Below are 20893 nucleotides of genomic sequence, written 5' to 3'. Positions count from 1 at the left end.
GCCGCACGCCCATGCCGCTGGCCGTGTACATCCTCGGCCTCTCGGTCTTCGCCCTCGGCACCAGTGAGTTCATGCTGTCGGGTCTGCTGCCGCCGATCGCCGACGACATGAACGTCTCGATCCCGCAGGCCGGGCTTCTCATATCCGCCTTCGCGATCGGCATGGTGGTCGGCGCCCCGCTGCTCGCCGTGGCCACGCTGCGGCTGCCCCGCCGGACGACCCTGATCGCGCTGATCTCGGTCTTCGGCCTCGGGCAGGTGGCGGGCGCGCTGGCGCCGACGTACGAGGTGCTCTTCGCCTCCCGGGTGGTGAGCGCGCTCGCCTGTGCGGGGTTCTGGGCGGTCGGGGCGGCGGTGGCCATCGCGATGGTCCCGGTGAACCAGCGGGCCCGGGCGATGGCCGTGATGATCGGCGGCCTGTCGATCGCCAACGTGCTGGGCGTGCCGATGGGGGCCTTCCTCGGCGAGCACCTCGGCTGGCGGTCGGCGTTCTGGGCGGTGGGTGTGGCCTCGGCCGTCGCCCTGGTCGGGGTCGTCACCCGCATCCCGTACATCCCGCTGCCGGAGAAGAAGCCGCAACTGCGGCAGGAACTGGCGATCTACCGGGACCGGCAGGTCTGGCTGGCCATCGTGATCACCGCACTCGCGGCGGGCGGGGTGTTCTGCGCGTTCAGCTACCTGGCGCCGCTGCTGACGGATGTGGCGGGCCTGGACTCGGGGTGGGTGCCGTGGATCCTCGGCCTGTTCGGGATCGGAGCGCTGATCGGTACGACGATCGGCGGCCGGGTCGCGGACGCGCACCTCTTCGGGGTGCTGCTCACCGGAATCACGGCGTCCACGGTGTTCCTGGCGGCGCTGGCCCTGTTCGCCTCCAGCCAGATCGCGGTCGTCGCGCTGGCGTTCCTGCTGGGCCTGTCGGCGTTCTTCACGGCCCCCGCGCTCAACGCCCGGATGTTCAACGTGGCCGGGGCGGCCCCGACGCTGGCCGGCGCCACGACGACGGCCGCGTTCAACCTGGGCAACACGAGCGGCCCGTGGCTGGGCGGCACGGTGATCGACGCGGACTTCGGCTTCGCGGCGACGGCGTGGGCGGGCGCGGGGATGACGGTCCTGGCCCTGGCGGCGGTGGCGGTGTCGCTGCGGCTCCAGCGCGGCGGGGACGGCGTCTCGCGTTCACGGCTGATCGCGAAGAGCACGGCCGGGGCGGGACAGGCAGTCCGCCCGGACTCCTCGGGGCGTACGGCACCGGCCGCCGGGACGGCCGAGTGCGCGGCGGGGGCACAGGGCCCCGCCTCCACCCAGCCCTGAGCGCCCCCGCCCAGCCCTGAGCGCCGTCGGCGCCCCCTGAGCCGTCGCGCGCCCCTAAGCCGACGCCCGCCCCTTGGGCCGCCGGAGTCCGGCGGCCGTGAGGCGGCGCACCAGCTCCTTCGAGCCGATCTCCCGCGCCCCCGCCCGTACGGCGTCCGCGTAATACGCCTCCGGTACGTCGTAGTGGTCGCGCTCGAACGCGCGCGGCGGGCAGCCGATCGCGGCGGCGAAGGTGTGCAGCTCCTCGAACGACACGTCGCTGACCAGGTGCGACCAGAGGCGGCCGTGTCCGGGCCAGGTGGGCGGGTCGATGTAGAGGGTCACCGCCGCAGTACCTCGCCCAGCGCCCCCACGGGTGCCACGGCCACGGCCGCCTTGACGCACACCCAGTGCGGGTCGGGCCCCAGCTCCGGCTCCACGTCCAGCGCGTGCGGCTCGTCCTCGGCGCAGGCGGGGCAGAGCGGCCACCGCCCGTACTTCTCCAGCAGGGCGTCCTGCACGTCCTGGGCGATCAGCCCGGCGACGAACTCCGCACCCTCGGGCCACTGCTCCACCCACCACCGGCGGTGCGTCACGGCGTCCTCGACGAGCGAGACGACATCGGCCTCGGCGACGTCTCCCGCGACGAGATCGGCCATGACCAGCGCGCGGGCGGTGTGCAGTGCCTGCTCCAGGGGGTTCAGCTCCATGCCCCTATTGTGCGCCCCACACCTACGGCAGTGTTCGGGAGCGCGGACGAAGGAGGCACCCACCATGAAGGAGGCGCACACCATGGCGGCTGACCGTGGAACGGGCGACGAAGTGGACGAAGTGTTCGTGCTGTGGCACGCGCGGCATCTCGTCGTGGACGAGGACGGGCGGACGACCCACCGGGACCCGGACGGCGAGATGCACGTGGACGAGGAGGAATGGAGAATCCTCGGGATCTTCACGGACGAGGCGGCGGCAGAGGCGCGGCGAGGGCTGTCGAGAGAGCTGCCGGGCTTCCGTGACGAGCCCGACTGCTTCGACATCTCCCCCCTGGTGCTGGACGAGGACATGTGGACCGACGGGTATTTCACGGAGTACCCGGAGGGCCACCAGCAGACTGACCCATCCCCCTGCCCGACCGGCGGACAGACATTCCCGCCGGCGGACAGACATCCGGCGGACAGACACGAGGACGTGAAATGAGTCGGACCGTCTACCTTCTGGTGCACCGGCACCACCTCTCCCTCACCCCCGGCAGTACGGCCCCCGATTTCATGGAGGACGGTGAGCCGCTCTTCCGGGACGACGGCGAGGACAGCTTCAAGCTTCTCGGGCTCTACTCCACCCGGCTGCGGGCCGAGGAGCGCATCGCCGGAGCGCGCACGCTGCCCGGGTTCGCCCAGGCTCCCGACGGCTTCTCCGTGCACGAGTACACGCTGGACGACGCCCGCTGGCCGAGGGGCCGCTGAGGACCGCCCGCCGCCGAAGGCGGAGACCACAGGGGGTTGACGGACCCCGGGCCTGAAAATATCTTTCAGATGTGACCCAAGACGTGAAGGAAATTTTCAGCGGCGACTCCCCGCCCGCCCCCGCGGCCCTCGCCGCGAAGGTGCGGACGCTCGCGCCCTCCATGACCCGCTCCATGCAGCTGGTCGCCGAAGCCGTCGCGGGCGATCCGGCCGGATGTGCCGCCCTCACCGTCACCGGTCTCGCCGAGCTCACCGGCACCAGTGAGGCGACCGTCGTCCGCACCGCCCGCCTCCTCGGCTACCCCGGCTACCGCGACCTGCGGCTCGCGCTGGCCGGGCTCGCGGCGCACCAGGAGTCCGGGCGGTCGCCCGCCGTCACGGCGGACATCGCGGTGGACGACCCGATCGCCGAGGTGGTCGCCAAGCTCGCCTTCGACGAGCAGCAGACCCTCGCGGACACCGCCGCCGGGCTGGACACCGTACAGCTGGGTGCCGCCGTGGCCGCCGCGTCGACCGCCCGCCGCATCGACATCTACGGCGTGGGCGCCTCCTCCCTCGTCGGCCAGGACCTGGCGCAGAAGCTGCTCCGGATCGGGCTGATAGCCCACGCGCACACCGACCCGCACCTCGCGGTGACCAACGCGGTGCAGCTGCGCGCCGGCGACGTGGCGATAGCGATCACGCACTCGGGGTCGACCGGTGACGTCATCGAACCGCTGCGAGTGGCGTTCGACCGGGGGGCGACGACCGTCGCGATCACCGGGCGGCCCGACGGGCCCGTATCGCAGTACGCGGACCATGTGCTGACCACGTCCACCGCGCGCGAGAGCGAGCTGCGGCCCGCCGCCATGTCGAGCCGGACGAGCCAGCTCCTGGTCGTGGACTGCCTGTTCATAGGCGTGGCCCAGCGGACGTACGAGACCGCCGCGCCCGCCCTCGCCGCCTCCTACGAGGCGCTGGCCCACCGCCACACCCCGCGCACCCGCTGACCTCACCCCTCACCCCCCGCACCGCCCGTACGCGTACGAGAACGAGAAAGCAGAGCCGCCCTCCATGACCTCCACCACCGACGCCTCCGGCACCACCGACAGCTACGGCGAGCTCCGCGCCCAGCTGGCCACGCTCACCACCGAGGCCTTCCGCCCCGAGTTCGCCGAGATCGACCGGCTGCCCACGGCGGAGATCGCGCGGATCATGAACGGCGAGGACGCCACCGTCCCCACCGCCGTCGCCGAGCGGCTGCCGCAGATCTCCGCCGCGATCGACGCCGCCGCCGAGCGCATGGCCCGTGGCGGCCGGCTGATCTACGCGGGCGCGGGCACCGCGGGCCGCCTCGGGGTGCTGGACGCCAGCGAGTGCCCGCCCACCTTCAACACCGACCCGGCCGAGGTCGTCGGCCTGATCGCGGGCGGCCCGTCCGCGATGGTGAAGGCCGTCGAGGGAGCCGAGGACAGCAAGGAGCTGGCCGCCGCCGACCTGGACGCGCTGAAGCTGACGGCGGACGACACGGTGGTCGGGATCTCCGCCTCCGGCCGCACGCCGTACGCGATCGGCGCGGTGGAGCACGCCCGCGCGCAGGGCGCCCTGACCGTCGGGCTCTCCTGCAACGCGGACTCGGCGCTCGCCGCCGCGGCCGAGCACGGCCTGGAGATCGTCACCGGCCCCGAGCTGCTCACCGGGTCGACCCGGCTGAAGGCGGGCACGGCCCAGAAGCTCGTGCTCAACATGATCTCGACGATCACGATGATCCGGCTCGGCAAGACGTACGGGAACCTCATGGTCGACGTCCGCGCCTCCAACGAGAAGCTGCGGGCCCGCTCCCGGCACATCGTCTCCCTCGCCACCGGCGCGTCCGACGCCGAGATCGAGGCCGCGCTCGCCGCCACCGACGGCGAGGTCAAGAACGCGATCCTCACCATCCTCGGCGGGGTCGACGGCCCCACCGCCGCCCGGCTCCTGACCGAGTCCGACGGCCACCTCCGCGCCGCCCTCGCGGCCGTACGCACCACCTGACCCACCCTGGGCCCGCCCTTGGGCGCCTCCGGGCGACCCTGAGCACCCCCGGGCACCACACCCCCGCACAGCAAGGCACGAGCACCATGGCCACAGAAGACAAGAACCGCGCCACCGCCGCCGCGATCCTCCCGCTCGTCGGCGGCGCGGCGAACGTCAGCTCCATCGCCCACTGCATGACCCGGCTCCGCCTCGGTCTGCACGACCGCTCCCTCGTCGACGACGAGGCGCTCAAGGCCCTGCCCGCCGTGATGGGCGTGGTCGAGGACGAGACGTACCAGATCGTGCTGGGCCCGGGCACGGTCGCCCGGGTCACGCCGGAGTTCGAGCGGCTGGTGGCGGAGGGCAGCGAGAGCACCCCGGCTCCGGGTGAGCCTGCCCCGGCCGTCTCCGCCGACGAACTGGCGGCACAGGGCGCGGCGATCAAGGCACAGCAGAAGACGAAGAACGCCACCCCCTTCAAGCTGTTCCTGCGCCGCATCGCCAACATCTTCGTGCCGCTGATCCCGGCCCTCATCGGCTGCGGCATCATCGCGGGCCTCAACGGACTGCTGGTCAACCTGGGGTGGCTGCCCGCCGTGACGCCCGCGCTGGCGGCGATGGCGTCCGGCTTCATGGCGCTGATCGCGGTGTTCGTGGGCTACAACACGGCGAAGGAGTTCGGCGGTACGCCGATCCTGGGCGGTGCGGTGGCGGCGATCATCGTCTTCCCGGGCGTCGCGAACATCGACGCGTTCGGCCAGACGCTCGCACCCGGCCAGGGAGGGGTACTGGGCGCACTGGGCGCGGCGGTCCTCGCGGTGTACGTGGAGAAGTGGTGCCGCCGCTGGGTGCCGGAGGCGCTGGACGTCCTGGTCACGCCGACGCTGACGGTGCTGATCTCCGGCCTGGTGACGATCTTCGGCCTGATGTACGTGGCGGGCGAGGTGTCCTCCGCGATCGGCACGTTCGCGGACTGGCTGCTCTCCAACGGCGGCGCGGGCGCGGGCTTCGTCCTCGGCGGCCTGTTCCTGCCCCTGGTGATGCTGGGCCTGCACCAGGCGCTGATCCCGATCCACACGACGCTCATCGAACAGCAGGGCTTCACGGTCCTGCTCCCGATCCTCGCGATGGCGGGCGCCGGCCAGGTCGGCGCGGCGATGGCCGTCTACTTCCGCCTCCCCCGCAACGAGTCGATCCGCCGCACCATCAAGTCCGCGCTCCCGGCGGGCCTGCTGGGCGTCGGCGAACCCCTGATCTACGGCGTCTCGCTGCCGCTGGGCCGCCCGTTCATCACGGCGTGCGTGGGCGGCGCGTTCGGCGGCGGCGTGGTCGGCCTGTTCAACCAGCTCGGCGACACGGTCGGCTCCACCGCCATCGGCCCGTCCGGCTGGGCCCTGTTCCCGCTCCTGGACGGCAACCACGGCCTGGGCACGACGATCGCGATCTACGGGGCCGGCCTGCTGGCCGGCTACGTCGCGGGCTTCCTGGCCACGTACTTCTTCGGCTTCAGCAAGGACCTGCTGACGGAGTTCAACGTCTCCCAGGACCCGACCCCGTCCACAGTCGCGGCAACGGGCGGCCCGCACCACCCCACGGCACCGGGCGCGCCGGGCCCCGGGGACCCCGGCTCCACGGACCCCGGCTCTCCGGAGAAGGCCCCGGCGGGGGTCTGACGACAGGGGGGCGGCCCGGGGGCGGGCCGGGCCCGAACGGGGAGACCCCCGAGGCCCGGCCCCCTGAGAACTTCGGGTCGCGGCACCCCGAGGCCTTCGGGTGGCAGCCCCTCGAGAACTAAGCCTCAGGTCCCGCCCCGCCCCCGTCTCCCGCCCGATCCGCCGCGCCGCCCCCGCTGGTTAGCGTCGCCCCATGCGTATAGGACTGCTCGGCACCGGAAATGTCGCCCGCGCCCTGGCCCACGGCTGGCGCGCCGCAGGGCACGACATCCTCCTCGGCTCGCGCCACCCGGAGGAGCGCACCGGCCTCGGTCTCCCCGTCGCCACCCTCGACGAGACGGCCGCGCACGCGGAGGTGCTGGTCAATGCCACGCCGGGAGGTGTCTCCGTGGAGCTGCTGCACTCCATCGGGGCTCCCACGCTGGCCGGGACCCCGCTGATCGACGTCGGGGTCGGCCTCTCCGACGACTTCACCCGGCTCACCCACCCCAACAGCAGCCTGGGCGAGCTGATCCAGGAGGCCTTCCCCCTCACCCCCGTCGTCAAGACGCTCTGCACGATGGACTCCACCACCATGACCGCCCCGGGTGATCTGACCGAGCCCGGCACCGTCTTCCTCTCCGGTGACGACGCCGAGGCCAAGCGGACCACCGGCCGCCTCCTCACCGACCTCGGCTGGCCTCCCTCCTCCCAGCTGGACATCGGCGGGATCACCACCGCACGCGGCCAGGAGCACTTCGCGTTCCTCTTCATGGGAATCGCGGGCGGGGTGGGGTCGCACACCTTCAACATCAAGGTGGTGACCCGCCCGACCGCCCCTTAGAGCAGGGGCGACGGCGGCCGGGGTCGTCGTCGGTGCAGGGCCGGGGACGCTTCCCGCGGGTTGGCCCGCGGGAAGGGGCAGGAAGCGGGGCCCGTACGCCTACGGGGCTACAGCTCCCGGGAACTCATCCGTCGGGATCGACACGTCGAAGGGCGCCGGAAGGATCAGCGGCTTACCGAACGGCACCGCCTCCACCTGCTTGAACGTGCCGTCGTCGTTCGGCTCCGTGAACAGCGTGGACATGGCCCCCCGGGTGTCGAAGCGGTCGATCAGCAGGTACATCGGGACGCCCGCACGCGCATAGGCGCGGTACTTCTTGGTCCGGTCCTCCCGCGCGTTGCCCTTCGACGTGATCTCGACGACGAGCAGCGCCTCGGCGGCGTCGAGCGGATCACTGGTCTCCGGGTCGGCCGCGGCGATCAGCTCCCTCGGCATGACCACCAGATCGGGGACGTAGAGCTTTCCCAACGGCGCCACGTGGACGCCCAGCGTCTGGTAGATCTCCAGGTCGTCGGGCAACGTCGCGTAGAGCCTGCGCTGCACCCTCGCAGCGATCCCGTTGTGGTGCGCGTGCGGCGGTGGTACCAAGACGATCTGCCCCTCGTCGATCTCGGCGCGCCATCCCTCAGGCACGTCCAGTTCTCGCCATGTCTGGAGCAGGTAGTCCCACGCGTGCGCACTCGGTGCGTGACTGTTCTCGACGAACGCTGCGGTCATCGCGTGTCCCTTCTTCAGTGGCCTCGCCGAGAAAACTAGATCGGAGGCTTCGCGGCCGTACGCCCGTTTCTCCCAGCGTCCCACGAACGAGCGGCCGCGCACAGGACAGCCCGCCCGCCCGTGGCGTCTCCCACGGCATGAATTCCGGCCCTCCGGTCATACTGGCCGAGTACCGGAGAGTCAGCCGCGTACAGGAGAAGTGGCGGGAGACGAGCAGGACGGAACCGGAGGGCGGGGCATGGTCGACGACACCTGGTCCAGTGCGCTGCACCGGCTCTGGCAGGCCGCTTCGCGGGCCGAGGAGGTCGCGGCGCTCGCGGACGACGTCTACGCGCCGCTCCTCGCCACCCCGGGGGTCCACCTCGTGGTGGGCACGCGGTGGGACGAGAAGCAGGTCCTGCGGTACATGCGCGCCCTGAGCGCCGGGAGCGACGCCCCGGTGATCGTCGCGACCACCCGGTCGATGCCGGGGGCGGCCGTACGGGAGCCGGGCGGCGAGCCCGTGGTGACCCGGTTCGCCGTGGACGGGCTGGACGACTCGGTGTGGCCGGAGGCGGCGTTCCTGCGGCAGGTGCCGGGGGCTTCCGTGGTGGCCTGCACGTTCCGGCTGGACCAGCGCGGCTGGGCGGCGCTCGCCCTCGCCGTGGACGGCTCGGCGGACCCGGCGGTCGTCGAGAGCCGTCTCACCCAGGCCGTGGACGTCATCGTCGCCTGCCACACGGGCATCCTCCAGCGCGGCCGTGAAGCCCGTCGGGCCTCGGACGACGCGCTGCTCGCCGAGGCCTCGCTCCAGATGGACTCGTCCCTCGACGTGGAGGACACCCTGCGACGGGTGGCCCGGATCGCCGTCCCGGCCGTCGCCGACGGGGCTCTCGTCCATCTGCTGCGCAGCGAAGGGCCGGAGTTCGTCGCCGCCACGCACGTCGCCGTCCAGCAGCAGCGCGCACTGGAGGAGGCCGGCCGCCACGACCCGTGGCTGGCGGCGCTGCTCGCGCGCCGGGGCGAGGACGAGGACACGCTGTTCCTGAGCGGCGCCACACTCGACGGCTCGCCCTTCGCCGACGCGGGCGGGGCGGGCGGGGCACCCGGTTCATCCGCCTCGGACGCCGGACCCGCCGGAACAACACCCTCCCGAGCGGCGGCCGGCGACAGCCGCCACCCCACCGTCGTCAGCATCAGCACCCTCCGTGCCCGGGGCCGCGTCGTCGGCAGCATCACCTTCGTCTACCAGCGGCCCGAGGCCCGGCTGCCGGACAGCGCCTTCCTGCGCAGCCTCGCCACCCGCGCCGCGCTCCCCATCGACAACGCCCTCCTCTACGAGCTCCGACGGCACGCCGTCCTCTCGCTCCAGGAGCACCTGCTCCCCTCGCAGCTCCCGGTCACCGACCAGTGGGACCTGTCGGCCAGCTACGCGGTCGGCGACCCGATGCTGGACGTGGGCGGCGACTTCTACGACGCCGTACCCCGGCCCGACGGCTCCATCGCCCTGCTCATCGGCGACGTCTGCGGACGCGGCGCGGAGGCAGCGGCCCTCACCGGCCTGGCCCGCCACACCCTGCGCACCCTGCTGGAGGAGGGCACCGACCCGGGCACCGCCCTCAGCCGGCTCAACCGGGCCCTGCGCCAGGAGCGGGCGAGCCGCTTCCTCACCGCGGTCGTCGCCACGCTGACGCCCCAGGCCGACGGCACGGCCCTGCTCAGCACGTGCAGCGCGGGGCACCCCCCGCCCCTGGTGCTCCGCAGCGACGGCACGGTCTCCGAGGTGCTCTCCGGCGGGCTCCTCCTCGGCGTCCTGGACCACGTCTCGTACGACAGCCACGAGGAGCGGCTCGGCCCCGACGACACCCTGGTGCTGTTCACCGACGGACTCACCGAGTCGCGGGAGGCCGGCGGCACGTTCTTCGAGAGCGTCCTGCCCGCGCGGCTCGCCGCCCTGCGCGGCCGCGACGCCGCGCACATCGCGGAGAGCCTGGCCCAGCAGGCCGAGCTGTTCCGCGACTCCGGACAGGACGACATCGCCCTGCTCGTGGCCCGCTGGACCGGCGTTCCGCCGGGCGCCGGCCTGCTCCCCCACGACCCCCGGCTCGAACAGGCGGCACTGTGATGACCATCCGAACCGGGATGCGCACCCGGACCGGCGAACAGGCGAGGCCCCGATGAAGAGCGACGGCCTGATCCTCGTCGTGGAGGACTCGGAGGAGGACACCGAGGCCATCCAGCGCGCACTGTCCCGCTCCCACCCCTCCCTGAACGTGGAGTTCGCCCCGCGCAGCGACGCCGTCGTGCCCCGCCTCCTGGACCCCGCCGCCGCCACGCCCGACCTGGTGCTGCTGGACCTCAACATGCCGGGCACGAACGGGCTGACGCTCCTGTCCGAGCTGCGCGCGCACCCGGAGTGCGGGTCCCTGACCGTGGTGGTCTTCACCTCGTCGACCTCCTCGGCGGAGGAGGACGCGTGCTACGCGGCAGGCGCGGACAGCTACATCTACAAGCCCGTCAACTTCGAGCTGTTCCAGACGGTGTTGCGGGGCGCCGTCGACTTCTGGATGGCGCAGAAGGCGTAGGCGTAGGCCGCGAAAAGCGGAAGCCGCAGGCCGCAGAAGGCCGAAGCCCAGGCCCAGCCGCCCCAGGCCCTACGGCGTGTCCGTGCCGCCCAGCGTGAACCACACCGCCGTCCCCGGCCCGCCACCGCCCGGCCCCCGGTCGCCGTCCGGCGCGGCGGCGGGGCTCTCCAGCCAGAGCCGCCCCCCGTGGCGTTCCACGATCCGCTTGACCACGGCGAGGCCGACGCCCGAGCCGCCGCCCCGTTCCTCGCGGCGGTGCAGGCGGCGGAAGAGCTGGAGGACCTCCTCGTGCCGGCCCGGCGGGATGCCGATGCCGTTGTCCCGTACGACGACGGCCGTCACCTCCCGCCCGTCCTCCCCGCCCGGCTCCGCCACCGGAACCGCCTCCACCCAGACCCGCCGCTCCCCGCTCCCCTCGTCCGCCGCGTACTTGGCCGCGTTGACGAACAGGTTCTCCAGCACCTCGCGCAGCCGCTCCCGGTCCGCGCGCACCCGGGGCAGGGGGGCCGGGCGGACCACCGTGACGCCCTGCTCCGCCAGCCGTCCCCCTGCGACGAGCAGCGCGTCGTCCACCACCTCGTCCAGCGACAACTCCTCCCGCTCCAGCCCCACTTGGCCCAGGCGCGAGAAGTGCAGCAGGGAGTCCAGCAGCCCGTCCATGCGCTCCGCGAGCCGGCGCACCGTGGTCAGGCGGCGCAGCGAGGTGGCGTCCAGTGCGGCACCGGCGTCCTCGACGATGAAGGCGGCCGCGTTCGAGATGCCCCGCAACGGCTCCTTCAGGTCGTGGGCCGCCGCGTGCGCGAAGGAGTCCAGGTCCTCGTTGGTCCGGGCCAGTTCGGTGTTCCGCGCCTCCAGCTCGGCCATCTGCCGGCTCAGCAGCCCCGACATCTCCCGCCACAGCTCCCCGGCCACGACCCGCTGCGCCGGAGTCCACGGCGCACTGCGCCCGCGTACGGTCGCCCGGTAGACGGCGGCGGAACCGCGCGGGGTCAGCCGCTCACCGCCGGGCCCCGTCCGCACCGGCCGCGCCGGGTCGGCCGCCCACTCCCGGGGCGCGGGCAGTTCACGGCGCCACCAGGCCAGCAGGTCGCCGGCCCGGGTGAAGGGGAGGAAGAGCAGGCCCGCGGGCACCCCCTGCGCCTCCGCGTCCGCCGGTTCGAGGCCCAGCGCCTCCGGCACCCGGTCGCTGCTCCACACCTCGCCCACCGGAACCTCACCCGTCGGACCGGCGCCCGCCAGCCGCTCCAGCAGGCCGGGCAGCCCGGCGGGGAGCGGGTCCCCCGTCGCCACCACCTCCCCACCCCGGACCAGCACCGCCCCGTCCGCGTCGAGGAGCCCGGCCACCCCCGAGCCGGGGCGCATCAACGCGTCCGGCGCCTCGGAGGAGAGCCGGGCCAGCAACGTGGCGAGCACCCGCCGGTACCCGGAGAGTTCGTCGGCCTGCTCGCGCTCGGCGACGGCCGCCAGTTGCAGGGACAGCGCGATCCCGAAGAACTCGCAGGCCGCCCGCACTTCGGGCGTCAGCCGCCGCGGCTCGTCACCGTGGCAGGCGATCAGCCCCCACAGCTCGCCGTCGTGCAGCAGCGAGACCGACATGGACGAGGCCACGCCGATGTTGCGCAGGTACTCCAGGTGGTAGCCGGAGACCGTACGGAGTGTCGACCCCGACAGGTCCAGCGGCTCGCCGGTCCCCTCCCGCACCTCCGGCAGCAGCCCCACCGTCGCGTCGTCCACGTCCCCGATGACCCGGATCCAGTTGCGGGCGTAGAGGCGGCGGGCCTGCGGCGGGATGTCGCTGGCCGGGAACCACAGCCCCAGCCACGGCTCCCGCCCCTCGTTACGCGCCTCCGCGATGACCTGGCCGGGTCCGTCGGCGCCGTCGAACCGGTACGCCACCACCCGGTCGTACCCGGTGAGCGCCTGGACCTCCCGTACGGCGGCCGCACAGCACTCGGTGACATCGGCGGCGCCCTGGAGCCGGTGCAGGGCGCGGCGCACCCGGGGATAGAAGTTCTGGAAGACGAACGGCCCGTCGGCGGCCCGTGGTTCGAACTCCAGCACCAGCAGCTCGGCGACCCGGTGGACGGTCACGTCGAAGGGACGCGCCTGCCCGTCGCCCGGCTCCAGCGAGAGGGAGAGCACCCCGGAGGCGGCGGGCCCGTCCGGCGCCCCTGGCGGCGCTCCCTCCGAAGAAGCCTCACCGGGGCCCGCCGGAGAGGCCTCCCCGAAGTCCGCCACCTCCGTGCTCTCCCGCGCCAGCGCCCACTGCTCGTCCCCGATGAGCTCCGTGACCGGCCGCCCCACCAGCTCGCCGGCCGCCCGGCCCAGCACCTCGCCCGTGTTCCGGCTCACCGTGTCCACCAGGGCGTCGTGCAGCCGGACGGCGACCAGGGCCCCGTACGACTGGACGCCGCCGAGCAGGTGGATCGGCTCCCTCACGCACTGGGAGAGGTCGAACTCCTGGCTCACCCCGGCCTCGGCCGCCACCGCTTTCGGGGAGAGCCATCCCCGTACCTCGTCGGACACTGCCTGGTCTCCCGTCCCGTCGCCCCGCTCCCGTCTTCCTACCACCCGGCGCCTCAGGCCCCGCAGTGGGCGAGCACCGCGCGCGGCATGGTCCGGGTGATCTCGTCGCCGAGCCGCTCGAACTCCCGGCGCAGGAACGGGTCGGCGAGCCGGGCGATGCCCTTGAAGCGGATGTGCGCGTGGTAGGTGATCCGGGTCGTTCCCTCGCCCTCGGCCCGGAACGTGAGGTCGTCGGTGGAGGCGGCCGTCTTGTTGGTGCCGACGAAGACCAGCCGGTCCGGCTCCTTCACATCCAGCCGGTACGTGAGCTCCGTGCGCCGCCCCCGGAACTCGGAGACGTTGTGCCACCTGGCTCCCTGGACGACGGGGGCCCCGGCCGGGCCGTCCGTCCGGTCGCACTCGCGCGTCCCGGGGTCCCACTCCTTCGCCCGGGAGAAATCGGCGAGGTACGCGACGACCCGGTCCAGCGGACACGCGACGGTGAACGAACGCCTGACGTCGACCACGATGACTCCTCAAACAGGGGGGAATGTGACCCAAGGGTCCCGAGGGTCCAAAACATGACGAATCTCGCCTGCCCGCTCCGCTCCTCGCCCACACCCTCCCACCAGGCATTTCCTGCGTGTGATTCTGCGTGTGAAGAAAAAATAAGATCGATGGATGCCGGTGGCGTGTAAGGAAAGCATCGCCGGGAACCCGAATTTCCGGAGGTTGGTAAACATGGTTCCCCTGATACTCGTTCTTCTGCTCATCCTGCTCCTCTTCGGCGCGGGATTCGCGCTCAAAGCGCTCTGGTGGATCGCCGTGATCGTCCTGGCCATCTGGGTCGTGGGCTTCTTCGTCCGGCCCGCCGCAAGTGGCGGCCGACGGGGCCGTTGGTACCGCTGGTAGCGGTACCGGCCGACGGCAACGGGGCACACGGATAACCGGCGAAGCCATCAGCCAATTCATCGATGATGAGTTGAATCGACCTTTGCGAAAGGGGCCACGATGAGCGACTCCCTGTGGGGCTATCAGCCGTCCAGCGGTCACACTGCGGGCGCCGATCTCTCCGGGTATTCGGTGGAGGCGACCGACGGCAGCATCGGAAAGGTCGACAAGCACTCCGACGAGGCCGGATCCGCCTATCTGCTCGTCGACACCGGGGCCTGGATCTTCGGCAAGGACGTCCTGCTCCCGGCGGGCACGGTCCGGCACATCGACACGGCGGGCCGCAAGGTCTACGTGGACCTCACCAAGGAGCAGGTGAAGGACTCACCCGAGTTCGACCGCCACCGGCAGGCGGAGGACCCGGGCTACCACGCCCAAGTCTCCGCGTACTACATGACGTTCCGCATCATGTGACCCCGATTCGCGTACGAGCAAGCCCTGTTGGCGCGCGTACGCCCCTGAACGGCGGCGGGCCCGACCCCGAGGAGGGGTCGGCCCCGCCGCCTCACGTGTGCGCCCGCCGCACCTCAACGCGGCAGCTGTCCCTCCCGGTTGATCTCCGTCACCCGGGCCCGGAGCACCACGCCCGGCGGGGCCGGCCTCAGGGCGTCCGCGGGGCAGGACCACTCGGGGCCGCCGCCCGGCGGCCGCAACCGCACGTCCTCCCCGGCCCCGGCCCGGCCCACCACCCGGCCGACGCGCCCGTCCCGGCCGTCCACCGCGAACGACCCCGGCCCGGGCGTACATCGCTCGTCGAGCCCCTCACCCGCCATGACCGCTCCCCTTCTCCGCGCTCTCCGCCTTCTCCGCCAGCACCTCGCACAGCCGCAACGCGGTGTCGATGTTGCAGCGGCCCAGGTCGACCAGGGGCGTCGGTTCGTTGCCCGCGCACGAGACGGGGTCGACCCGCAGCGAAGGCAGCGTCACGCCCAGCCCGGCGAGCCCTTCCTTCAGCCGCGCCACCGTGTCCTCCGCCGCCCGCACCCGGTCCGCCGCCGCCCTGCGCCGCTCCGTCGCTTCCATGCTGCACACCTTCCACTCCGAGTAAGCGCAATGCCTACCCAGCGTGTCCAACGCGCGGGAGGCCCGGAGGAGGCGCCCAACGGCCAACCGGAGTCCGTTCCACCGCTTGGAAGCGCTCTCAGCCGTCCGTCCGGCCCGGCGCTAGGCTGTAGCCGAACCGGCGACGGCACAGGCCAGCACCACCCCGCGTGTCGCCGCCCCCGTCGACGAGGAGCGACCGCCTTGCCCGAGCAGTCCCCCGGGTCCCGGCCCACCCTGGAAGCCGTCGCAGCGCGTGCGGGGGTCTCCCGGGCCACCGCCTCGCGGGTCGTCAACGGGGGCGACGGAGTCCGCAAACCGCTGGTCGACAAGGTGCTCAAGGCGGTCGACGAGCTCGGCTACATCCCCAACCACGCGGCCCGGACCCTGGTGACCCGGCGGACCGGCGCGGTGGCCGTCGTCATCGCCGAGCCGGAGATACGGATCTTCTCGGACCCCTTCTTCTCCCAGCAGATCCGGGGCATCAGCAAGGAGCTGACCGCCCACGACACCCAGCTCGTCCTGCTGCTGGTGGAGGGGCCCGGCGACTTCGACCGCATCGCGCGCTACCTCTCCGGCGGCCACGTGGACGGCGCGCTCGCCTTCTCGCTCCACACCGACGACCCGCTGCCCGCGATCACCCGGCGGGCGGGGATTCCGACGGTGTACGGGGGCCGGCCCAGCTGGACCGCCGACCCCGGCGACCAGGCCGTTCCCTATGTCGACGCCGACAACCGGGGCGGGGCGCGGGTGGCCGTGCAGTATCTGCGGGACCTGGGGCGGAAGCGGATCGCGCACATCGGCGGGCCGCCCGACCAGACCTCCGCGATGGACCGCCTCGACGGCTACCGGGACGTGCTCATCGACGTGGACCCGACGCTCGTCGCCGAGGGCGGGTTCACCGTGGAGAGCGGGGCGCGGGCGATGGCTGAGCTGCTGGAGCGGCGGCCCGACCTGGACGCGGTCTTCGTCGCCAACGACCTGATGGCGTCGGGCGCGCTGCGGGTCCTGCGGGAGCGCGGGATCTCCGTGCCGGAGCAGGTGGCGATCGTCGGGTTCGACGACATGGACGGGGTGGCGGAGGAGACCGACCCGCCGCTGACCACGGTGAACCAGGACATCGAGGGCCAGGGCCGGCTGATGGCCCGGCTGCTGCTGCGCGGCCTGGACCGCGACCGTACGGGGAACGGCCCGGCGCCCGACTCGGTGATCACCCCGACGACGCTGGTACGACGCGCCTCGGCGTAGTACCGGGTGAGGGCTGGTACGACGCGCTTCGCCGTAGTACCGGGTGCATGAGTACGGCGGGCCTCCGCCCTGAGGAGCCGGAGACCCGCCGCACCGATCGTGCCCGTACATCAGCTGCTCACACGTACGGGGTCATGGGTCCTACACGTACGGGATCCGCAGCACCGCCGCGTCCGTGCCCGTCTGCACCTGGGACGTGCCGTTGCCGAGCGCGTTCCAGATCTCCAGGCGGACCGTGCCGTTCTTCAGCTCGCCCAGGCTGCCGGTGGTCGCCTGCGCGCCGACCGCCTGCGTGTACTCCTCCCACCCGTTGACCGGGTCGGTGGCGAAGTAGCGGAAGGTCTCGGTGCGGTCGAAGGTGCCGTCGCCGGTCAGGTCGTAGCTGACCCGGACCTGCGGGGCGAGCCCGACCTTGGTGCCCGCGTCGACCCGGAGGCGGAACGCGGTGGCGGCCCCGGCGGAGACCTTGCCGTTGACCCGCTTCACCTCGTAGACGGTCGGGCGGTACGGGGTGCCGTCCCGGTTCACACCGTCGGCGGAGGCGATGGTGTCCGCACCCGCCGGGTCGGTGGTGGCGGTGGTGAGGGTGCCGCCGGTCTTGAGGCGGAAGGTGTTGCCGGTGGACGGGTTGCCGGGCTCCCCGGGCTCTTCCGGGTCGGGGTTGGATCCACCGGGTCCCGTGCTGACGGCCGTCGAACGGGCCGGTACGGAGAGGGTCTTGCCGTCGGAGAAGGTCACCGTACGGGCGGTGGAGCCGTGGTTGTGGGCGGTGTAGGTACGGGTGCCGTTCTTGGCGAAGACGGCGGAGGTCGGCAGGTCGCCGCTGACCGTCATGTCCGGGGCGCCGAGCGTGTTGAGGGTGTTGATCCAGTGATAGGTGTGCGCCTTGGACTCACCCTCCTCCGGGGTGTAATTCCCGTTCACACCGTCCCACTTGGCCTTCGCCGACGCCGGGTCGGAGAGGGCCTCGAACTCCCAGAGCAGGTCGCGCCACTCCTGGGCCGGGCCGCCGTTCTCGCGCTCCATCTCGGCGATGTTGCGCTTGATGGCCGCCTTCTCACGGGCCAGGTGGAGTGAACCACCGGTCACAGGGAGGACGTTGATGCCGTGGATCTCCTCCGGGTTCGCCGTCCACCAGGTGGAGTAGGAAGCACCGCTGCCCCAGACCATGCCGACCGTGCCGTACTTGTACGAGGCGGGGAAGACCGTGTCGTTGGCGTCGAACCAGTATTGGGTGATCGCCTCGGACTCGGTGGTCAGCAGGTAACTGCCGAGGTCACGCAGGGAGTTGTCGCCGGTCGCCGCACCCCACAGCACCAGTCCGGCGCTGAGGTTGATGGACTCCGACGACGACTCCTGGTTGTTGCCCGCCGCGAAGCCCTGGTGGCCGGAGGCCCAGCTGTGGCCCGCGTAGACGTCGAAGCCGCGCAGGAAGGGGTAGGCGGAGTCGGTACGGCTGGGGTTGGCGGTGTCGCGGATCAGGTGCTTGACCATCGTGCCCCAGGCCGAGTCGGCCGCCCAGGCCTGGTCGTACTGGGCGATGATCGCCGCCGCGTACACGTAGTAGCTGTAGTGGAAGTGGTGGTCGTTGAGCTCGGTGTCGCTGCCGTACGAGGCCGGGTACCCGGTGAGGGTCTTCCAGTCCTTGTCGTAGCTGAACTCACTGGCGCCGCCCGCCGTGAACCACTCCTGCATCCGGCCCTTCATCAGGCCCAGCAGCTTGTCGCGGACAGCGGTCTGGCCGATCTGGTCGGCGATGGGCACCAGTTGGGCGAGCTTGCCGAGCGCCTTGCCGGTCCAGTAGGTGTCCCTGGCCCCCGAGAACGGGTCGGAGGCGTTGGCGACCTCGTTGAGGTAGCCGGTCAGCCGGGCCCGGTCGACGCCGCTGGAGACGGGGAGCGCGGGAACGACGCCGTTGTTGCGCTGGCTGGTGGTGAAGGAGGCGGCCTCGCGCACCTTCATCGTGCCGCGCGGTGAGACGTACGTGTACGGGGTCAGCGCGTCGGTCGTATGGAGCCACTGGTGGCGGTAGAGCGCCTGGAGCGTGCCGCGCTCGGTGCCCTCCCGGGCCTCCGTGGTCAGGGTGTAGGTCGCCCGTACGTTGCCGCCGGTGGTCTGCCAGGCGACCTGGGAGCCGGTGACGAAGCTGAAGGCGTACTTGCGGTAGGTCGCGAGCGCGTCCGTGGAGGGCAGCACGGCGAGCGAGAAGTAGTCCTTGGAACCGAGCCCGGCGGTGATCGTGGTGCCGGAGATGTTCCAGTTGGAGCCGGTCGGGGCGAAGAGGGCGTAGTGGTGCCCGGCGACCGTGATGCCGACGACGTTGCCCTGGTTGGAGAAGACCGTGGGCGTGGAGGCGGTCGTGATCCGGGCGTCGCCGCCGGACCCCTTGGCGTACACGAACGGCATGCCGTGGCCGATGGTGGCCCGGAAGGTGCGGGAGCCGTCCGCCCAGTACGGGGTGACCGTCCAGTCGGACCAGGCGTCCGCCTTGGTGTCCGGGGAGTTCAGGCCGGTGAGGCCGACGGTGAGGTCGGCCTTGTGGGCGTACTCGTACTGCCGGCCGTCCCCGACGATGGCGGGCGTCGTCGGGTAGCCGACCTCCAGGCCGGAGGCCTTGGCCTGGTACGTGAGCGGGTGCCCGTACATGGGGGTGGAGTACGGGTTGTCGCCGTAGCGCTGGAAGGCGAGCGAGGACCACCAGTCGTTGGTCGGGACCGGCTGGTTCCGGGCGGCGGTGGTGAGCTTGGGCGTGACGGGGGCGCCGGTGTTGGTGGTCGGGCCCTGAGTGCCGGCGGGGCGGGAGTCGGTGTAGCTGCCGGCGCCTGCGGGGATGGTGGCGGCGGCCGCGGGGGAGGCGGCCGGGCCCAGGGTGACGGCGGCCAGGGCGATGGCCAGGAGCGTCGCCGCCGCGGGCCGCGAGGCGAGCCGGGAGGCGGGTCCGGGGGCCGGTCTGGGGAGGGAGGCTTGCACGAGCAGCACCTCGATCATGGTCATCATGGGGGGAGAGAGCACCTTCGAGAGCGCTCTCAAGTGCCAAGGAACGTAAAACTCCTGAAACCTAAGTGTCAAGAGAACGCACACAGAAGGCAGTTGGGCGACGGCCGGGTGTAACGCCAAGCTGTTATGCGTTCGAGTCTTGACGGGGCGGAGGTGGTGGGGGACGCTCCAGACGCAGGTTTTGAGAGCGCTCTCAAAGCGCTCGGTTCACCCCGAAGCCAAGGGAGGCTTCCCATGCCCATCGCCCGAGCCGCCAAGAGAGCCACCGTCCGCCTCGGCGCGGCCGTCCTCGCCGGGGCGCTCCTCGCCGCCTGTGGATCCGGATCCGGCGACTCGTCGGACACCTCCGACAGCGCGGGCGGGAAGGTCACGCTCACGGTCGACCTCTTCGGATCGTTCGGCTTCAAGGAGGCCGGGCTCTACGACGAGTACCAGAAGCTCCACCCGAACGTGACGATCAAGCAGAGCGACACCCAGGACGAGGCGGACTACTGGAAGTCGCTCCAGACCCGCCTGGCGGGCGGCGGCGGTCTCGCGGACGTGCAAGGGGTGGAGGTGGGCCGCATCGCCTCGGTCACCCAGCAGCAGTCCGACAAGTTCCAGGACCTGAAGGAGTTCGGGGCCGACAAGCTCAAGGACGAGTTCGCCGAGGCCAAGTGGTCGGCGGCGACCACGAAGGACGGCAAGGTCCTCGGCCTCGGCACGGACGTGGGCCCCGAGGCGATGTGCTACCGCACCGACCTCTTCAAGCAGGCCGGCCTCCCCACCGACCGCGAGGAGCTCGCGCAGAAGTGGGCCACGTGGGACGGCTACCTGGAGCTGGGCAAGGAGTACAAGAAGAAGGCCCCCGCCAAGAGCGCCTGGCTGGACAGCATCGGCTCGCTCTACGGGATCATGATCGGCCAGGAGGAGGAGCGGTACTACAACGCCTCCGGTGAGCTGATCTACGAGAAGAACCCGGCGGTCAAGACGGCCTGGGACACCTCCGTGAAGGCGGCCGAGGCGGACCTGAGCGCCAAACTCGACCAGTGGTCCCCGCAGTGGAACCAGGCGTTCGCCGCCGGTTCCTTCGCCACGATCCCCTGCCCGGCCTGGATGCTCGGCTACATCAAGGGCCAGGCCGGTGACGGCGGCCAGGGCAAGTGGGACATCGCCAAGCTGCCCGGCGGGGCCGGCAACTGGGGCGGCTCGTACCTCTCCATCCCGCGTGCGGCCAAGCACAAGAAGGAGGCGTACCAGCTGATCGAGTGGCTGACCGCCCCCGAGCAGCAGGCGAAGGTCTTCCAGAAGCAGGGCAACTTCCCCTCCTCGACGGGCGCGATCGAGAAGATCGCGGACGCCAAGGACGACTACTTCTCCGGCGCCCCGATCGGCCAGATCTTCGGTGACGCGGCCAAGGAGTCCCCGGTGCAGGTGCTGGGTGTGCACGACCAGAACGTGATGCAGCAGCTGACGAACGCGCTGAGCGAGGTGGAGCGCAAGGGGGTCTCGTCGGACAAGGCGTGGGAGACGGCGAAGAAGGGCGTGGCGAACGTGATCGGCTGACGCCGGTCCGCTGCCCCTCCCGCTCTCCCCCTCCCCGGGGCCGGTCCACCGGTGCGCACCACGGTGAACCGGCCCCACCCCCGTGGCC

At 72.1% G+C, this 20893-nt stretch carries 21 protein-coding genes; 13 read left to right on the top strand and 8 right to left on the bottom strand.

Annotated elements, in window-relative coordinates:
- Nucleotides 1–11: 11 nt before the first annotated feature.
- Nucleotides 12–1307 carry a Cmx/CmrA family chloramphenicol efflux MFS transporter gene (locus tag GTY67_RS19470; RefSeq protein WP_161280177.1) on the top strand — a complete coding sequence of 432 codons (1296 nt, stop codon included), beginning with the start codon at nt 12–14 and terminating at the stop codon, nt 1305–1307.
- A 54-nt stretch (nt 1308–1361) separates the two neighbouring features.
- On the opposite strand, the gene GTY67_RS19465 is transcribed toward GTY67_RS19470, so the two are convergent.
- Nucleotides 1362–1631 carry a DUF4031 domain-containing protein gene (locus GTY67_RS19465; protein ID WP_093694058.1) on the bottom strand — a complete coding sequence of 90 codons (270 nt, stop codon included), beginning with the start codon at nt 1629–1631 and terminating at the stop codon, nt 1362–1364.
- Nucleotides 1628–1996, bottom strand: a complete 369-nt coding sequence (locus GTY67_RS19460) for a hypothetical protein (protein ID WP_093694057.1) — start codon at nt 1994–1996, stop codon at nt 1628–1630. The genes GTY67_RS19465 and GTY67_RS19460 overlap by 4 nt, the downstream gene beginning before the upstream one ends.
- A 64-nt stretch (nt 1997–2060) precedes the next feature.
- On the opposite strand from GTY67_RS19460, the gene GTY67_RS19455 reads away from it, so the two are divergent.
- The 6 genes from GTY67_RS19455 to GTY67_RS19430 all read left to right on the top strand — a co-directional run bounded on the left by GTY67_RS19455 (nt 2061) and on the right by GTY67_RS19430 (nt 7237).
- Entirely contained in the window at nt 2061–2480 is a 420-nt protein-coding gene (locus tag GTY67_RS19455; protein ID WP_161279495.1) for a hypothetical protein, read from the top strand.
- Nucleotides 2477–2746, top strand: coding sequence for a hypothetical protein (locus GTY67_RS19450; protein WP_202461498.1), 270 nt, complete (start codon nt 2477–2479; stop codon nt 2744–2746). The genes GTY67_RS19455 and GTY67_RS19450 overlap by 4 nt, the downstream gene beginning before the upstream one ends.
- A gap of 71 nt (nt 2747–2817) precedes the next feature.
- Nucleotides 2818–3735 (top strand): MurR/RpiR family transcriptional regulator, encoded by a 918-nt coding sequence (locus tag GTY67_RS19445; RefSeq protein ID WP_093694055.1) that lies wholly within the window; start codon nt 2818–2820, stop codon nt 3733–3735.
- A 64-nt stretch (nt 3736–3799) separates the two neighbouring features.
- Complete coding sequence (gene murQ / locus GTY67_RS19440; RefSeq protein WP_093694054.1) at nt 3800–4759, top strand: N-acetylmuramic acid 6-phosphate etherase; 960 nt, start codon at nt 3800–3802, stop codon at nt 4757–4759.
- 86 nt (nt 4760–4845) lie between these two features.
- A complete protein-coding gene (locus GTY67_RS19435) occupies nt 4846–6414 on the top strand; it encodes a PTS transporter subunit EIIC (protein WP_161279494.1) in 1569 nt (522 codons plus the stop codon).
- Between the two features lie 193 nt (nt 6415–6607).
- Entirely contained in the window at nt 6608–7237 is a 630-nt protein-coding gene (locus tag GTY67_RS19430; RefSeq protein WP_161279493.1) for an NAD(P)-binding domain-containing protein, read from the top strand.
- Nucleotides 7238–7336: 99 nt separating this feature from the next.
- Here the strand turns inward: GTY67_RS19430 and GTY67_RS19425 are convergent, their stop codons facing one another.
- Nucleotides 7337–7954, bottom strand: coding sequence for a Uma2 family endonuclease (locus tag GTY67_RS19425; RefSeq protein WP_093694051.1), 618 nt, complete (start codon nt 7952–7954; stop codon nt 7337–7339).
- 238 nt (nt 7955–8192) lie between these two features.
- On the opposite strand from GTY67_RS19425, the gene GTY67_RS19420 reads away from it, so the two are divergent.
- Both GTY67_RS19420 and GTY67_RS19415 read left to right on the top strand, forming a co-directional pair.
- Nucleotides 8193–10058, top strand: a complete 1866-nt coding sequence (locus tag GTY67_RS19420; RefSeq protein ID WP_161279492.1) for a PP2C family protein-serine/threonine phosphatase — start codon at nt 8193–8195, stop codon at nt 10056–10058.
- Between the two features lie 52 nt (nt 10059–10110).
- The gene (locus GTY67_RS19415) at nt 10111–10518 is read left to right on the top strand and encodes a response regulator (protein ID WP_161279491.1); all 408 of its coding nucleotides are present in this window, start codon (nt 10111–10113) and stop codon (nt 10516–10518) included.
- A 69-nt stretch (nt 10519–10587) separates the two neighbouring features.
- On the opposite strand, the gene GTY67_RS19410 is transcribed toward GTY67_RS19415, so the two are convergent.
- Together GTY67_RS19410 and GTY67_RS19405 are read right to left on the bottom strand one after the other, a co-directional pair.
- Nucleotides 10588–13044 (bottom strand): ATP-binding protein, encoded by a 2457-nt coding sequence (locus GTY67_RS19410; RefSeq protein WP_161279490.1) that lies wholly within the window; start codon nt 13042–13044, stop codon nt 10588–10590.
- Nucleotides 13045–13097: 53 nt separating this feature from the next.
- Nucleotides 13098–13550 carry an SRPBCC family protein gene (locus tag GTY67_RS19405; protein ID WP_161279489.1) on the bottom strand — a complete coding sequence of 151 codons (453 nt, stop codon included), beginning with the start codon at nt 13548–13550 and terminating at the stop codon, nt 13098–13100.
- Nucleotides 13551–13764: 214 nt separating this feature from the next.
- On the opposite strand from GTY67_RS19405, the gene GTY67_RS19400 reads away from it, so the two are divergent.
- Nucleotides 13765–13935, top strand: a complete 171-nt coding sequence (locus GTY67_RS19400; RefSeq protein WP_093694046.1) for a hydrophobic protein — start codon at nt 13765–13767, stop codon at nt 13933–13935.
- Between the two features lie 99 nt (nt 13936–14034).
- Nucleotides 14035–14388 (top strand): PRC-barrel domain-containing protein, encoded by a 354-nt coding sequence (locus GTY67_RS19395; RefSeq protein ID WP_093694045.1) that lies wholly within the window; start codon nt 14035–14037, stop codon nt 14386–14388.
- 113 nt (nt 14389–14501) lie between these two features.
- On the opposite strand, the gene GTY67_RS19390 is transcribed toward GTY67_RS19395, so the two are convergent.
- The gene (locus GTY67_RS19390; protein ID WP_161279488.1) at nt 14502–14747 is read right to left on the bottom strand and encodes a hypothetical protein; all 246 of its coding nucleotides are present in this window, start codon (nt 14745–14747) and stop codon (nt 14502–14504) included.
- Complete coding sequence (locus GTY67_RS19385) at nt 14737–14997, bottom strand: hypothetical protein (protein WP_093694043.1); 261 nt, start codon at nt 14995–14997, stop codon at nt 14737–14739. The genes GTY67_RS19390 and GTY67_RS19385 overlap by 11 nt, the downstream gene beginning before the upstream one ends.
- A 222-nt stretch (nt 14998–15219) precedes the next feature.
- Here GTY67_RS19385 and GTY67_RS19380 point away from each other — a divergent pair, with 222 nt between their 5' ends.
- Nucleotides 15220–16263, top strand: a complete 1044-nt coding sequence (locus GTY67_RS19380; protein WP_161279487.1) for a LacI family DNA-binding transcriptional regulator — start codon at nt 15220–15222, stop codon at nt 16261–16263.
- 141 nt (nt 16264–16404) lie between these two features.
- Here the strand turns inward: GTY67_RS19380 and GTY67_RS19375 are convergent, their stop codons facing one another.
- The gene (locus GTY67_RS19375) at nt 16405–19251 is read right to left on the bottom strand and encodes a glycosyl hydrolase (protein WP_161280175.1); all 2847 of its coding nucleotides are present in this window, start codon (nt 19249–19251) and stop codon (nt 16405–16407) included.
- Between the two features lie 243 nt (nt 19252–19494).
- Between GTY67_RS19375 and GTY67_RS19370 the strand changes: the two genes are divergently transcribed.
- The gene (locus GTY67_RS19370) at nt 19495–20805 is read left to right on the top strand and encodes an extracellular solute-binding protein (RefSeq protein WP_093694041.1); all 1311 of its coding nucleotides are present in this window, start codon (nt 19495–19497) and stop codon (nt 20803–20805) included.
- Nucleotides 20806–20893 lie beyond the last annotated feature (88 nt).

The organism is Streptomyces sp. SID8374, assembly GCF_009865135.1.
In the GTDB taxonomy this organism is placed as follows: domain Bacteria; phylum Actinomycetota; class Actinomycetes; order Streptomycetales; family Streptomycetaceae; genus Streptomyces.
This window is presented reverse-complemented; position numbering and strand designations above follow the sequence as displayed.